At 57.0% G+C, this 15,239-nt stretch carries 15 protein-coding genes; 12 read left to right on the forward strand and 3 right to left on the reverse strand.

All coding sequences use genetic code 11. From position 1 onward, the window contains the following. Positions 1-27: 27 nt before the first annotated feature. The 12 genes from H1S06_RS03205 (at position 28) to rlmB (ending at position 12,503) form a co-directional block, all read left to right on the forward strand. Complete coding sequence (locus tag H1S06_RS03205; protein WP_255482886.1) at positions 28-393, forward strand: DUF4845 domain-containing protein; 366 nt, start codon at positions 28-30, stop codon at positions 391-393. Further along, positions 390-1,070 carry a ribonuclease III gene (gene rnc, locus H1S06_RS03210; RefSeq protein WP_181737173.1) on the forward strand — a complete coding sequence of 227 codons (681 nt, stop codon included), beginning with the start codon at positions 390-392 and terminating at the stop codon, positions 1,068-1,070. The genes H1S06_RS03205 and rnc overlap by 4 nt, the downstream gene beginning before the upstream one ends. 2 nt (positions 1,071-1,072) lie before the next feature. Then, positions 1,073-1,975, forward strand: a complete 903-nt coding sequence (gene era, locus H1S06_RS03215) for a GTPase Era (RefSeq protein WP_181737175.1) — start codon at positions 1,073-1,075, stop codon at positions 1,973-1,975. After that, the gene (gene recO / locus H1S06_RS03220; RefSeq protein WP_181737177.1) at positions 1,975-2,667 is read left to right on the forward strand and encodes a DNA repair protein RecO; all 693 of its coding nucleotides are present in this window, start codon (positions 1,975-1,977) and stop codon (positions 2,665-2,667) included. The genes era and recO overlap by 1 nt, the downstream gene beginning before the upstream one ends. Next, positions 2,660-3,433 (forward strand): pyridoxine 5'-phosphate synthase, encoded by a 774-nt coding sequence (pdxJ, locus tag H1S06_RS03225; protein ID WP_181737179.1) that lies wholly within the window; start codon positions 2,660-2,662, stop codon positions 3,431-3,433. Before recO ends, pdxJ begins: the two co-directional genes overlap by 8 nt. Beyond that, complete coding sequence (gene acpS / locus H1S06_RS03230; protein ID WP_181737181.1) at positions 3,430-3,819, forward strand: holo-ACP synthase; 390 nt, start codon at positions 3,430-3,432, stop codon at positions 3,817-3,819. Before pdxJ ends, acpS begins: the two co-directional genes overlap by 4 nt. An 89-nt stretch (positions 3,820-3,908) precedes the next feature. Further along, complete coding sequence (gene cysM / locus H1S06_RS03235; RefSeq protein ID WP_181737183.1) at positions 3,909-4,805, forward strand: cysteine synthase CysM; 897 nt, start codon at positions 3,909-3,911, stop codon at positions 4,803-4,805. 161 nt (positions 4,806-4,966) lie between these two features. Next, the gene (relA, locus tag H1S06_RS03240; RefSeq protein WP_181737185.1) at positions 4,967-7,234 is read left to right on the forward strand and encodes a GTP diphosphokinase; all 2,268 of its coding nucleotides are present in this window, start codon (positions 4,967-4,969) and stop codon (positions 7,232-7,234) included. A gap of 2 nt (positions 7,235-7,236) precedes the next feature. After that, positions 7,237-8,040, forward strand: coding sequence for a nucleoside triphosphate pyrophosphohydrolase (mazG, locus tag H1S06_RS03245; protein WP_181737187.1), 804 nt, complete (start codon positions 7,237-7,239; stop codon positions 8,038-8,040). Positions 8,041-8,162: 122 nt separating this feature from the next. Beyond that, a complete protein-coding gene (gene ppc / locus H1S06_RS03250; RefSeq protein ID WP_181737189.1) occupies positions 8,163-10,769 on the forward strand; it encodes a phosphoenolpyruvate carboxylase in 2,607 nt (868 codons plus the stop codon). 215 nt (positions 10,770-10,984) lie between these two features. Then, the gene (gene adk / locus H1S06_RS03255) at positions 10,985-11,641 is read left to right on the forward strand and encodes an adenylate kinase (RefSeq protein ID WP_181737190.1); all 657 of its coding nucleotides are present in this window, start codon (positions 10,985-10,987) and stop codon (positions 11,639-11,641) included. Positions 11,642-11,744: 103 nt separating this feature from the next. Continuing rightward, positions 11,745-12,503, forward strand: a complete 759-nt coding sequence (gene rlmB, locus H1S06_RS03260) for a 23S rRNA (guanosine(2251)-2'-O)-methyltransferase RlmB (protein ID WP_181737192.1) — start codon at positions 11,745-11,747, stop codon at positions 12,501-12,503. A 52-nt stretch (positions 12,504-12,555) separates the two neighbouring features. On the opposite strand, the gene H1S06_RS03265 is transcribed toward rlmB, so the two are convergent. The 3 genes from H1S06_RS03265 to H1S06_RS03275 form a co-directional block, all read right to left on the reverse strand. Then, the gene (locus H1S06_RS03265) at positions 12,556-13,737 is read right to left on the reverse strand and encodes an acetate/propionate family kinase (RefSeq protein ID WP_181737194.1); all 1,182 of its coding nucleotides are present in this window, start codon (positions 13,735-13,737) and stop codon (positions 12,556-12,558) included. Next, complete coding sequence (locus H1S06_RS03270) at positions 13,737-14,699, reverse strand: bifunctional enoyl-CoA hydratase/phosphate acetyltransferase (RefSeq protein WP_181737196.1); 963 nt, start codon at positions 14,697-14,699, stop codon at positions 13,737-13,739. The genes H1S06_RS03265 and H1S06_RS03270 overlap by 1 nt, the downstream gene beginning before the upstream one ends. A 153-nt stretch (positions 14,700-14,852) precedes the next feature. Continuing rightward, positions 14,853-15,221, reverse strand: a complete 369-nt coding sequence (locus tag H1S06_RS03275; protein WP_181737198.1) for a histidine triad nucleotide-binding protein — start codon at positions 15,219-15,221, stop codon at positions 14,853-14,855. Positions 15,222-15,239 lie beyond the last annotated feature (18 nt).

The following is a 15,239-nucleotide window of genomic DNA, read 5'->3' on the forward strand; positions in this document are numbered from 1 at the left end:
GGATGCAATAAGATGGAACACGGCATAATGCGTTACCAAAAGGGTGCCTCTTTCCTTTCTACCCTGATTGTCCTGATGGTCGCGGGAATCTTTTTTACCGTTGGCTTCAAGCTGTTTTCGCCTTACTGGGATCACATGACGATAAACTCGATCGTGAAGACAACCAGTGAAGACCCGGACGAACTGGCCAAGCCGCTGCGTCAGCTGCGGGGAGATCTGGACAAGAAACTGTACATTAACCAGGTCAAGTTACCGGCAAAGGATTCGTTGCAGGTAACCCTGAAAGAGGGTGTGTACCATTTTGACCTGGCATACGAAATGCGGGTGCCGATGTTTTTCAACATTGATGCCCTGCTGACATTCAAAGAACATTACGAAGCTGTAAGACCTTGATTAAACCTGCTGCTGAACTGGCCCGAAAACTGGGCAACCCGTGTGCCGATACTGAACTGTTCGAGCTGGCGCTGACCCACCGCAGTTGTGGCAAGCGCAATAATGAACGGTTGGAGTTCCTCGGTGATGCGATTCTGAGTGTCGTTATTGCCGATGATCTGTATCAGCGCTTTCCGGCGGCACGGGAAGGTCAAATGAGCCGGCTGCGCTCGCGTGTGGTAAAGGGAGAAACTCTGGCCAAAATTGCACGTGAAATGCAGTTGGGAGATTATCTTCGGCTGGGCTCCGGCGAGTTGAAAAGCGGTGGCTATCGCCGTGACTCAATTCTGGCTGACAGCGTTGAAGCTATTATCGGTGCCGTCTACCTGGATCAGGGGATTGAAGCGGCCCGCCGTTTCATCCTGCACTGGTTTGCCGGGCATCTGGAACAGCTGGATCTCAACATCTCTCTGAAGGATGCCAAAACACGTCTGCAGGAGTTTTTGCAGTCGCGTCGAGTTGAACTGCCGCGTTACGAGCTGGTATCGGTCGAGGGCGATCCGCATGACCAGACCTTTCATATCCGGTGCGAAGTCGCGCTGCTGGAACAGCCGACTGAAGGGCGTGGCAGCAGTCGTCGGCAGGCCGAGCAAGAAGCGGCTCGTCGTGCCTTGCAAATGCTGGGACAGGAGGCTTGATCGTGGGTGAAGGTATTCTCCGTTGTGGCTATGTGGCCATTGTTGGGCGTCCCAACGTGGGCAAGTCGACCTTGCTCAACCATATTCTCGGACAAAAGCTGAGTATCACTTCGCGCAAGCCGCAGACAACCCGTCATCAGATACTGGGTATTCATACCGAAGGGGATCTGCAGGTTATCTACGTGGACACGCCTGGACTGCACAAGGACGACAAGGGCAAGGCGCTTAACCGATTCATGAATCGTACGGCTTCGGAAGCGTTGCGACATGTGGATCTGGTTGTATTTATTGTGGACCGCACGGCCTGGACCGATGAAGATCAGATCGTACTTGAAAAGCTGGAGCACGTACGGTGTCCGGTAATTCTGGCCGTGAACAAGGTTGACCAGCTCAAGGACAAGGATGCTCTCTTGCCGCAACTGGACTTGCTGGCATCCAAACGTCATTTTGATGCCATTATCCCGATTTCGGCCCAGAAGGGGCACAATGTCGAGCGCCTGCAGCGTGAGGTTGAAGCACGCATGCCGGAAGGCATGCACATGTTCCCGGAAGATCAGATTACGGATCGCAGCTCGCGCTTTGTGGCCGCTGAACTGGTACGTGAAAAGCTGATGCGTAATCTGGGAGACGAAGTGCCCTATGGTACGACCGTTGAAATTGAAGAGTTCAGCCATGATGGTCGTATTCTCAATATCAGCGCATTGATTCTGGTCGAGCGGGAAGGTCAGAAGCGGATTGTTATTGGTGACTCGGGTGCCGTTATCAAAACCATTGGCCGTGATGCACGTCTGGACATGGAAAAAATGTTCGACAGCAAAGTCATGCTGAACCTGTGGGTCAAGGTCAAACGAGGCTGGTCGGATAATGAACGGGCGCTGCAGAGTCTGGGTTACCGACACGAGTGATGGCGCAGCGCGTCGACGCCACTGCAGCCTATGTGCTGCACACACGTCCCTATCGGGAGACCAGCCTGCTGGTTGACCTGCTCACCCTCGAATATGGTGTTGTCAGTGTGGTTGCACGGGGGGCCCGCAAGCCGGGTTCCCGGCTGCGGCTCTGTCTGCAACCCTTTCAACTGTTGCAAGTGGGCTGGCAGGGGCGTACAGAGCTGAAAAACCTGCGCAGTGCCGAAGCCACGGAGGTGGGAGCCCTGTTGCAGGGACGAGCGTTGTTGTGCGGTCTATACCTTAACGAGTTGCTGCAGCGCCTGCTTAGCCCGTTTGACCCCCATCCCAAGCTATTTGTCCTGTTTCGTTACGCACTGAACGAGCTCAAGTCGGCCAGAGATATTGAAGGAGCGCTCAGGACGTTCGAGCGCCAGTTACTGGAACAGATGGGGTTTGCTCTGGACAGTTCGGTTCTGAGGCCTGACCGATGGTATGGCTGGCACCCCGAGTCAGGTTTGCAGCCTGTTGGCATCGGGCAGGGGTTTTCCGGTGCGCACCTGCTGTCCATCGAGCAGGACTGTTATGATGACCCGGCGGTACGGCGTACCGCCAAGCAATTAATGCGCCTGCGGCTGGCAGCCCTGCTGGGTGATCGGCCGCTGCGCAGCCGTGAACTTTTCCTGAAACGCAAAGGAGCTAAGGATGACTGAACCCGATCGTTTGCTGTTGGGCGTTAATATCGACCACATTGCCACCCTGCGACAGGCGCGTGGCACGCGTTATCCTGATCCGGTGCAAGCTGCTGCACTTGCGGAAGAAGCGGGCGCCGACGGTATTACCGTACATCTGCGTGAAGATCGTCGCCATATTCAGGATCGGGATATCGAAGTACTGGCACAGACGCTGCAGACTCGTATGAATCTGGAAATGGCCATTACCGAAGAGATGCTGCAGTTGGCCGAGCGGATTCGTCCCGCTCATGTCTGCCTGGTGCCGGAAAAGCGTGCAGAGCTGACCACCGAAGGCGGGCTTGATGTGCTTGGACAGGAGGCTCAGATCCGAGAGGTCTGTGAGCGCCTGGCGAACATCGACTGCGAGGTATCCCTGTTTATAGACCCCGAACCGGCTCAGATTGACGCTGCGGTGCGTTGCGGAGCTCCGGTTATTGAGCTGCATACCGGCAATTACGCCGACGCCGAAACCCCGGTCGAGCGTAGCGAAGAGCTGGAAAGGCTCAAGCGGGCCTCGCGCCACGCCTGGCAGCAGGGGTTGGTCGTCAATGCCGGTCATGGTCTGCATTATCACAATGTCGAACCGGTTGCCGAAATTCCCGAGATCAATGAACTCAATATCGGTCATGGAATCATTGCACGTGCAGTAATGGTGGGATTGAAGCCTGCTGTACAGGAAATGCGCGATCTGTTAATGCAGGTGCAGCAGCGGGTGCAAGCCCGCCGTGATGCCATTCGTTCATGATTGTTGGCATTGGTACCGACCTGCTGGAAATTGAGCGTATCAGGCAGGCGCTGGCGCGTACGCCACGGCTGCCTGAACGTATTCTGACGCTGCAGGAGCGGGCCGCTTTTCACCGGCACACCCGCCCGGAAATCTTTCTGGCGAAGCGGTTTGCGGCCAAGGAAGCGGCGGTCAAGGCGCTGGGGACCGGGATTGGCCGAGGTATCAGCTGGCAACATTTTGAAATATCTCATGACCCTCTGGGCAGGCCGCTTCTGTCCCTGTCCGGTGAGGCTGCGCTGGAGGCGGCCCGGCGCGGCATTCAGCGCTGGCATCTCAGTTATTCTGATGAGCGAGCCTACATCTCGGCTTTCGTAATTGCCGAAAGCGATCATGATTGTTCATGACTGGCGAGGCTGATATGATTCCATCTATGCTTATCAGGAATAAATAATCCTTTTCTTATACTCCAATGCAGAACCCTTGCGGAGCCTCCATGTCCATTGAATACCCCACTATCGCCGACTATGTCGGTCATACCCCTCTGGTCCGTTTACAGCGTCTACCGGTTGCCAACGGCAATACGGTGTTATGTAAGCTTGAGGGCAATAACCCGGCGGGTTCGGTAAAGGATCGGCCGGCATTGAGCATGATCAGTCTGGCCGAAGCGCGTGGCGATATTCAGCCGGGTGACTGCCTGATTGAAGCAACATCGGGCAATACCGGTATTGCATTGGCAATGGCGGCGGCGATCAAGGGCTACCGCATGAAATTGATCATGCCAGCGAATATGAGTGCCGAACGCAAGGCCGCGATGACGGCTTATGGAGCCGAGCTGATCGAGGTGACTCGCGAAGAAGGTATGGAGTACGCGCGGGACCTGGCGTTGGCGATGCAAAAGGCCGGAGAAGGTAAGGTACTGGATCAGTTTTCCAACCCGGACAACCCGTCTGCTCACTACACGGGCACGGGTCCTGAGATCTGGCAGCAGACCCAGGGTACGATTACCCACTTTGTCAGCTCGATGGGAACGACCGGTACCATTATGGGGGTATCGCGTTACCTGAAAGAGCAGAACCCGGATGTGCGCATTGTGGGATTGCAGCCGCAGGAAGGGTCGCAGATTCCGGGGATTCGGCGCTGGCCGGAAGCCTATTTACCGCAGATTTTTGAGCGCAGCCGAGTGGATGAAGTGATCGATATCAGCCAGACTGATGCGGAACAATGCATGCGAGCGCTGGCGAGAGAGGAAGGCATTTTCTGTGGTGTTTCCTCCGGTGGAGCCGTCGCGGGCGCCTTGCAGCTGGCACAAACTGTTGAGCAGGCAACCATCGTTTGCATCATCTGCGACCGGGGCGATCGGTACTTGTCCACAGGGGTATTCAACGACTAAATCGCCGTGTGCGGCGGGGCCTTCCGGGAACCTGCTCTCGCACTGAGCGGTCTTACCGATTAAAATATGCCTCCATCTTTGAAGGAGCGGGCCGTATCAGACCGGCTGACGCCCGTTTTTTCGTAATCGTCGCCGGGGGCAAGACAGGAGTGGCTCAGGCCATGGTGAAGGTTCGAGAAGATCACCCGATACGGGAAGATGGCACAGTCGATTTGGACCTCTGGTTGCTGCGGCTGCAGCAGCAGGTCGAAATCAGCGATATTGAGCAGATCAGGCAGGCTTGCCTGCTGGCCAAGGAGGCCAGGGCTGCCGTTGCCGATATGGATGACGATTGGGCACAGAATACGGGCGGCAGCTATTATACCGGCCTGGAAATGACTCAGATACTGGCCGAGTTGCAGCAGGATCAGGAGACGCTGGTTGCTGCCATCCTCTACCGCTCCGTACGAGAGCGAAAGCTGGCGCTTGATGTTGTACGTGAGCGTTTCGGCAATACCATCGCCGGTCTGATAGACGGCGTATTGCAGATGGCTGCCATCGGTAGCCGCAAGAACCCACGCTCTGATGATGCCGTGCTGGGAACCGGCGTTGCGCAGGTCGACAATGTGCGCAAGATGCTGGTGGCCATGATTGATGACGTGCGTGTAGCGCTGATCAAGATTGCCGAACGCACCTGTGCCATCCGTGGCGTCAAGAACGGAGACCGCAAGAAACGCTACCTGGTCGCACGGGAAGTGTTTGATATCTACGCGCCCCTGGCACACCGTTTGGGCATCGGCCATATCAAATGGGAACTGGAAGACCTTTCCTTCCGCTATCTGAAACCCAATGATTACAAGCATATCGCCCGTCTGCTGGATGAGAAAAGGCTCGACCGCCAGTTGTTCATCAACCAGGTTGTCGAGCTGTTGCGCAGCCGCCTGGAGGATGCTGCCATCGATGGCGAGGTCATGGGGCGGGCCAAGCATATCTATAGCATCTGGCGAAAAATGCAGCGCAAGAACATCGACTTCAGCCAGGTCTACGATGTGCGCGCCGTCCGTATTCTGGTGCCGGAAATTCGCGACTGCTACACCGTTCTGGGAATCGTGCACGGCCTTTGGCGCAATATTCCACATGAGTTTGATGATTATATCGCCTCTCCCAAACCGAACGGTTACCGCTCGCTGCATACGGCGGTATTTGGTCCGGAAGGCAAGGTGCTTGAAGTCCAGATCCGTACCTTTGCCATGCATGACGAGGCTGAACTGGGCGTTTGTGCCCATCATCTGTACAAGGGAACGGATACCCAGTCGCGAGGTGACGGCTACGAAGAAAAAATTGCCTGGTTGCGGCAGGTGCTGGAATGGCATGACGAGCTGGGTGATACCGAGGCACTGGGTGACATGCTGCGTGGCGATGTCATCCAGGACAGGGTCTATGTCTTCACACCGGATGGCCATGTAATTGATTTGCCGAAGGGCGCGACAGCAGTTGATTTTGCCTACCGTGTACATACAGAGGTTGGGCATCGCTGTCGTGGTGCCAAAGTGAACGGGCGCATTATTCCACTGAACAAGTCGTTGAAAACCGGGGACCAGGTCGAAATCATGACCTCTCGGGAAGAGGCGCCGCGCCGCGACTGGCTCAACAGCAATTACGGTTTTGTCACCACTTCTCGGGCACGGGCGAAGGTGGCGCACTGGTTCAAACTGCAAGCCAAGGAGCAAAACGCCGACGCGGGCCGCGACATCATTTTGCGCGAATTCAGGCGGCTGGCGCTGGACCCGAATGCTATTGATCTGGACAAGATCGCCAAGGCCCTGAATTACAAGGTGGCCGAAGATCTGTGCGCCGCGCTGGGCGCGGGGGACTTGCGCCTGTCCCAAATTATTCACGAGGCACAGCGTCAGGTTGAACCGGAGCGTTCCGCACCCCAGATGGACCTGGAACTGCCCGCCAGCCGCTCGACTTCATGTCCGCGCAAAGGTGGCAGCGGTATCAATATCCAGGGGATCGGCAACCTGCTGACTACGTTGGCGACCTGTTGTAAGCCGGTTCCCGGTGATCCGATTATGGGGTACATCACTCAGGGACGCGGTATTTCGATCCATCACGAGGATTGCCTCAACCTGATGACGCTGCGTGAAAACGAACCGGACCGGGTGATCAGTGTGGACTGGGGGGATGAGCATGAACAGACCTACCCGGTAGACATGACCATCGAAGCCTTTGATCGTCCGGGGCTGTTGCGGGATGTGATGATGGTACTGAGCAATGAAAAAATGAACATTTTGGCAGCCAACACCCTGACCGATCGCAAAAACAACATGGCGAGGCTCACTCTGACAGTTGAAATACCGCGCCTGGAGCGGCTTGGGCGTTTGATGGACAAAATCAATCAGGTTCCCAATGTGCTGGATGTACATCGAGAGCGCACCGGAGCCTGAGTATGGACTATACCCTTGATGATCTGATCCGGTTGATGGATGCGCTGAGAACCCCGGATTCCGGTTGCCCTTGGGATCTGGAGCAGACATTCGCCAGTATCGTGCCACACACACTGGAAGAAGCCTATGAAGTGGCCGACTGTATCGAGCGTGAGGACTGGCTTCACCTGAAGGATGAGCTGGGAGATCTGCTGTTTCAAGTGGTGTTCTATGCGCGCATGGCTGATGAGCGAGGCTGGTTTGATCTGCGCGCAATCATCGCTCAGCTGGTTGCCAAGCTGATCCGGCGCCATCCCCACGTGTTTCCCGATGGCACTCTGGACGGCAAGGGCGCCAATGCGCTTGCCGTGGAGCAGGTCGATAGCAATTGGGAAGCGATCAAGCAGCAGGAACGCAATGCCAAATCTCGCACCGGGGTGCTGGATGATGTCCCGCTGAACCTGCCGGGTTTGAGCCGAGCCGCCAAGTTGCAGCGCCGCGCCGCCCGGGTCGGGTTTGACTGGCCCGAAATTGGCGGGGTTATTGATAAGATCGAAGAAGAAATTGCTGAACTGCGCGCGGCTCTGGAGGCCGGAGATCGAGATAATGAGCGGGAAGAGATTGGTGACCTGCTGTTTGCTCAGGTGAATCTGGCACGCCACCTGGAGATCGATCCCGAGCAGGCTCTACGCAATACCAACGGCAAGTTCGAGCGCCGTTTCGGCCATGTTGAACAACAGGTTAGAAGCGGTGGTCACGACTGGAAACAGCTGGAGCTGAGCCAGCTGGATCAGTGGTGGGACGAGGCCAAGGCCAAAGGGCTCTAGTCACTATCGGGGCCTCGGCGACCACTCTGCTCCTGTCTTGAATTTCATACCAAGTGTTGCTACCGGTCAGGCCGCCTGATCGGTTAGCATCAGTGTCTATGGAATCGGATGGAGAGGATGGCATGAGTGACCTGCATGAAGCGTTGCGTGATGATGTCCGTGTTCTGGGCGAAAGCCTGGGACGTACCATGGAAACCCACCTGGGCTCGTCGTTTCTGGCGCGGGTTGAGCATGTTCGCAAGCTGGCCAAATCGGCGCGCCTGCACGAAGATGCCAGTCAGGACCAGCTGCGTCAGGCACTGGATGATCTGAATGAAGATGAAGTCCTGCCGATCGCACGGGCGTTTACCCAGTTTCTGAACCTGGCCAATATTGCTGAAGAGCACCACCGGGTGCGCCGGCATCTGGAAACGGCCGGGGATGAAGAGATTGATCTACTGGATCAGCTGTTTGCCGAATTCAAGACCGAAGGCCGAAGCGAGGAAGAGGTCTTGTCCTGTATTCAGTCGCTCAGTATTGATCTGGTGCTGACCGCCCACCCGACCGAGGTCAATCGCCGTACCCTGATTCAGAAGTATGATGCCATCGCCGAAACGCTGAAGCAGCGTGACCGAGGCGAACCGGTGCAAACACGTCTGGATCGTCTGATCAGCCAGATTTGGCACACCAATGAAATACGACAGCATCGCCCGACACCGGTTGAAGAGGCCAAGTGGGGCTTTGCCGTGATCGAAAACTCCTTGTGGAGCGCGATGCCGCAGTTCCTGCGCTTGCTGGATGCTCGGCTGCGGGACGAGCTGGGGGTTAGCCTGCCCTTGACGTGCAGCCCGGTACACTTCTCCTCCTGGATGGGAGGGGATCGTGATGGCAATCCCAATGTGACGGCGGAAGTGACCTCAGAAGTACTGTTGCTGGCACGCTGGATGGCCGCTGATCTTTATGCTCGCGATGTTGATCAACTGCGTGCCGAGCTCTCCATGCATGAAGCGAATGCGGAATTGCGGCAATTGACCGACGGCCACCCCGAACCCTATCGGGAACTGCTGAGTCGAGTCCGCAGCCGTCTGTTGGAAACCCGTAACGGCATTGAGGACTACCTGAAAGGCCGCCCCGGCAACCCCGAACGCTGGATCAGTGACCTGGATGAACTGCTGGAGCCGCTGCTGGTGTGTCATCGTTCTCTGCTTGAGTCCGGCATGTCCTGTATCGCGTCGGGCGCGTTGGAAGATGTACTGCGCCGTATTGCCTGTTTCGGCCTGACCCTGGTGCGTGTGGATGTGCGGCAGAATGCGGACCGTCACACCGAGGTCCTGGATGCCTTGAGCGAGTTTTACCAGCTGGGGCGTTACAGCGAGTGGGATGAAGCCCGCAAGCAGGCGTTTTTACTGCAGGAACTGAGGACACGCCGGCCATTGCTGCCGCACCGCTGGCAGCCTGGTGAAAGCGTGATGGAAGTGATCAACACCTGTCGCGTGATCGCCGCCAACCCTGAATACAGCCTGGGCTCCTATGTCATCTCCATGGCCAGTAAGCCTTCCGATGTGCTGGCCGTCAATCTTCTGTTGCAGGAGGTAGGTGTTGAGCACAACATGCGGGTGGTGCCGCTGTTTGAAACGCTGGACGATCTGGACAATGCGCCCGATTGCATTGCGGCTCTGCTGTCGATCGACTGGTACCGGGACTACATCGACGGCCATCAGGAAGTGATGATCGGCTATTCCGACTCTTCCAAGGATGCAGGACAGCTGGCCGCAGCCTGGGGGCAGTACCGGGCTCAGGAAGCACTGACTCGATTGTGTCACCGGGAAGGTGTTCGATTGACTCTGTTTCATGGTCGTGGCGGTACTGTCGGGCGCGGTGGCGGTCCCAGTCATACGGCCATTCTGGCCCAGCCACCGGGTTCGGTGGGCGGCAGTCTGAGGGTGACCGAGCAGGGGGAGATGATACGCTTCAAGTTCGGTATTCCCGAAATTGCCGTACGCAACCTGACCCTGTATACCGCCGCTGTCCTGAAGGCAACGCTGAGCCCCGGGCCTGAAGCACGGTCGTCCTGGCGTACCCTGATGGATGATATGGCGGCCTGCGGGATGACGATTTACCGTTCACTGGTACGCGATGAGCCGCAGTTCGTTCCCTATTTTCGTGCGCTGACGCCGGAGCAGGAGCTGGCCAAGCTGCCACTGGGGTCGCGTCCGGCCAAGCGCCGTGCGGATGGGGGAGTTGAAAGCCTCAGAGCCATTCCCTGGATTTTTGCCTGGACGCAGACGCGTTTGATGCTGCCGGCGTGGCTGGGGTCGGGGGCCGCGCTCAAAATGGCCATTACGGACGAACAATTGCCGCTGTTGCACGAAATGTACAGGGAGTGGCCTTTTTTCCAGTCCTGGATCGACATGCTGGAAATGGTGTTGGCCAAGAGTGACGTGAACATCTCGGCGTACTATGAACGACGTTTGGTATCACCCGAGTTGCAATCGTTGGGCTCCAGCCTGCGCCTGCGGTTGGAACAGGCGGTTGAACAGGTCAAACTGATCAAGCGGGAGCCGCGGCTGCTGGAAGGGAATAGCGTGATTCGACAATCCATCGAGGTGCGTAACCCCTATATCGATCCCTTGCATGTTCTGCAGGCCGAATTGTTATTCAGGGATCGTAACCAGCCTGACCAGCGTCTGGAGCAGGCATTGATGATTACCATGGCGGGAATTTCGGCGGGTATGCGCAATACCGGCTGACAAATTCCCGTTCCAAGAGGGTTGAATCACCTACAGGCTTTGCGTAATCTCGATGACCTTGTCAACAATCGACCCCTGTTAGATCTAATGTCGAATTGTATTCAAGGGGCCCTGGCGGATAGCCTGAAGAGACCCCTGTAGCCAAATTTCAGCGCGGTGGCATGGCAACCGCGCTCAGCTTTACCGATTACTATAACGTTCAGGAGACATGATACATGCGCATTATTCTGCTTGGAGCACCCGGTGCGGGTAAGGGCACGCAAGCCCAGTTCATTACTGAAAAATACGGTATCCCCCAGATCTCCACCGGCGACATGCTGCGTGCAGCGGTCAAGGCGGGTACCCCGCTGGGCAAGCAGGCCAAGGAAGTGATGGATGCCGGTGGTCTGGTATCCGATGACATCATTATCGGCCTGGTGAAGGAGCGTATCACCGAAGCGGATTGCGCCAAGGGTTTCCTGTTCGACGGTTTCCCGCGTACGATTCCTCAGGCTGATGCCTTGAAGGATGCCGGTGTTGATATCGATGCCGTGGTTGAGATCGATGTGGCCGATGAAGAAATTATCAAGCGCATGAGTGGTCGTCGTGTACACCCGGCGTCTGGCCGTACCTACCATGTGGTGTTCAATCCGCCGAAAACCGAAGGTCAGGATGACGTTACCGGTGAGGAACTGGTACAGCGTGAAGACGACAAGGAAGAGACCGTGCGTCAGCGTTTGAATGTATACCATGAGCAGACCGAGCCCCTGATCAGCTATTACCGTGGCTGGAACGAGCGAGGCGAAGCCAAGGCACCTGCATATGTGTACGTTGAAGGTGTTGGCAGCGTTGACGATATCCGCAACAAGGTTTTTGCCGGTCTGGAAGGCTGATCGCGGACTCCCTCGTTGAGAAAACCGCCTCAGGGCGGTTTTTTTGTGTCTTTTGCCGCATAATAGATGGTCGTTATTCCTTCTCTTGCACATTGGGAGTCCCATGAGCCAAACCGATATCTTTGGTCTGCATGCTGTTACCAGCCTGTTGAACCGTAACCCCGGCCGTGTGCGTCGTTTGCTGGTGCAGCAGGGACGTGGTGATGAGCGTCTGCAGCGTTTGCTGGACAAGGCGGAGGCTCAGCGGATCAAGGTCGTTGAAGAACCTCGGGCTCAACTGGATCAGCGTGCCGGTGGGGGGCGCCATCAGGGCGTTATCGCGGAATGTGAGCCGATCAAGGCGTTGTCGGAAAAGGCGCTGGGCGCATTGTTGGATAATGCCGGGAGCGCACCGCTGATACTGGTGTTGGACGGGGTGACCGACCCGCATAACCTGGGGGCCTGCCTGCGCACGGCCGATGCGGCAGGAGTTGCTCTGGTCATTGCGCCCAAGGATAAATCGGCGCCGCTGAATGCCACGGTGGCCAAGGTGGCGTGTGGAGCAGCCGAAGTCGTGCCCTATATTCAGGTCACCAATCTGGCGCGTACCCTGCAGGCGTTGCAAGAGCGCGGTATCTGGATTACCGGTACTGCAGGGGAAGCGGACGGTGAGTTGTATGCGGTAGACCTGACAGGCCCTCAGGCGCTGGTCATGGGTGCTGAAGGCAAGGGGATGCGTCGTCTGACTCGTGAGAACTGTGACCAGCTGGTCAGTATTCCCATGGCGGGCGAGGTGAGCAGTCTCAACGTATCAGTGGCGACTGGCGTATGCCTGTTCGAAATGGTGCGGCAGCGTCAGGCCAAGGTCGCTGCCCAGAAGTGAAAGAAGGACAGGCCGACGGATGTCGGCCTGTCGGTAACGGCTGGAATATCGTTCAGTGCAGCAGCTCGTGCACATGAGTGGCGATCATCAGCTCTTCGTTGGTGGGCATGACGCGTACCCTGATGGCCGAGTCGTTCGTGCTGATGACCCTGTCGTTACGTTGGTTGGCGGCTTCATCCAGGGTGATGCCCAGCCAGCTGCAGCGTTTGAGCACGCGGGCGCGGACATCGGCGTCATTTTCACCGACGCCGCCGGAGAAGACGATCTGCTCGACGCCTTCCAGCGCGGCTGTCAGCCGGCCCATTTCCAGGGCAATGCGGTAACAGAACAGCTCTATCGCTTCTTCGGCGGCTGGAGCATCGGCCTGATGCAGCGTTTTCATGTCAGAGCTGATGCCCGAAATGCCCAGCCAGCCGCTTTCCTTGTATAGCAGATGCTCCAAAGCATCGACATCCATGCCTTCCTCGCGCATCAGGTACAGCAGTACCCCCGGATCCAGGTTGCCGGTGCGGCTGCCCATGGGCAGGCCTTCTACAGCGGTAAACCCCATGCTGGACGCGATCGAGTGTCCGTTACGAATCGCACACATGCTGGCGCCGGCTCCCAGGTGGCAAGCGATGGTATTCAGCTGTCCCTTGCCCGTCAGAGTCAGCTGACGTTGGATATATTCGTAGGACAGACCGTGAAACCCGTATCGATGTACGCCCTTTTCGGCCAGACGGCGGGGCAGTGCATACAGGCGCTCAAGCCGTGGTTGAGAAGCATGAAACATGGTATCGAAGCAGGCGATGACCGGCAGCTCCGGAGCCAGTTCGCGGCAGGCCTGCACCAGTTTCAGGTTAAAGGGTTGATGCAGGGGCGCCAGTGGAATCAGCGTGCTCAGATCAGCCAGTTTGGCGTCGTCCAGCAGAACGGGGGTCGAGTAGCGATCGCCGCCATGAACTACTCGGTGACCGGTTGCAATCAATCGCGCCTCGGGTTGGTGTGTTTCGACCCAGCGCAGAACCGTCTGCAGGGCGAACTGGTGCCGCTGGTCATCAGGGATTGATTGGCACTCCAGCTCGCTGGAGTCCAGTACCCGGTTCTGCTCGTCACGGACCTTGAACAGGGTTGGGCACCCTGACAGGTTTTCCACTTTCAGGTGAATCAGGCAACGCAGTGCACCTTCGTGCAAGGTATAGAGGCCGCATTTAAGACTGGAGGAACCGCCATTGACCGTCAGGATGGTATCCATTATTTCCCTCCCTTGGCATGGTGAACCATATGTGAGGCCAATGCGCAGGAGGCCAGGCGGCCCAGAGTGCCTTCGGCACGGCTGGTCAGAATAATGGGTACGCGTGCGCCTACGGCCAGGCCAGCTGACTTGGCATCTGCCAGATAGATCAACTGCTTGGCGATCATGTTCGCCGCTTCAAGGTCGGGCGCCAGAAGAATATCGGCATCACCGGAAACCGGTGACTTGATATGCTTGTCGATGGCGGCCTGCAAGGAAATGGCGTTATCAAACGCCAGGGGGCCATCAATGATACCTCCATTGATCTGTCCACGATCCGCCATCTTGCACAGGGCAGCGGCATCGATGGTGCTTTGCATGCCGGGCTTGACCTTTTCGACCGCCGCCAGAATGGCAACCTTGGGCTGGCTGTTCCCCAGTGACTGACAAAAATCGATGGCGTTCTGGACGATGTCGCGTTTGATGCTCAGGTCGGGCGAGACATTGATGGCCGCATCGGTGATGACCAGGGGCTTGTGGTAGTTGGGCACGTCGAAGACAAATACGTGGCTCAGACGGCGTTCGGTGCGGATGCCCTTGGTCTTGTGGATTACGGCGCTGAGCAACTCCGATGTTCCCAGGCTGCCTTTCATCAGTGCGTCGGCCTTGGCTTGCCGGACCAGAGAGCAGGCGCATTCTGCGGCTTCATGGCTGTGTTCGGTCGGAATGATGTGGTAGGGCGCCAGGTCGATATTGTCGGCCTCGGCAGCCGCACGAATTTTGGCTTCCGGTCCGATCAGCAAGGGTTCGATAAGCCCTCGTTCGGCAGCCTCAATGGCACCGAGCAGGCTATTGTGATCGACCGGATGGACAACAGCCGTACGAATGGGGCCACTCTTGCATGCCTGCTCGATGAAAAACTCAAGCTGGTCATGCATGGGAGGTGTTTCGGTAGACGCGGGTGAATCGGCAGTAATCGACATGAACAATCCCTCTGTTTAACAAGCCATCAAACTAATGATCCATAGTGAATCCATTATGACGCGGTGCAACATAAAGTGGTAACGAAAAGCGACAGGGGTTGATCGAAGACAACAGGGGGACAGGCCGAGCATGAAACCCGGCCGTGGAGGCGGTTATTCCACCGGTGTTTTCAGCGTGTCCTGATAGGGAGGCCAGCCCAACGGTTTGCCGCCCAGCAGGTGCAGGTGAATGTGGTAGACCGTTTGCCCACCGTGCGTATTGCAGTTGAACACGGTCCGGTAGCCGCTTTCATCAAAACCCTGTTGCTTGGCAATTACGCCAGCCGCCTGGATCATGTGCCCCACCAGTGCCTGATCTTCGTCCGCGATGTCGTTCAGCGTGGCAATATGCTTGCGCGGGATAATCAGGCAGTGAAAGGGAGCCTGCGGGTTGATATCACGAAATGCCAGTACCTGATCATCTTCGTAGACAACCTCGGCCGGAATGTCGCCGGCGAGGATTTTACAAAACAGACAGTCCATAACACGCTCTTGTTATCG

The sequence above is a fragment of the Marinobacterium marinum genome, from assembly GCF_013868415.1.
GTDB lineage: Bacteria > Pseudomonadota > Gammaproteobacteria > Pseudomonadales > Balneatricaceae > Marinobacterium > Marinobacterium marinum.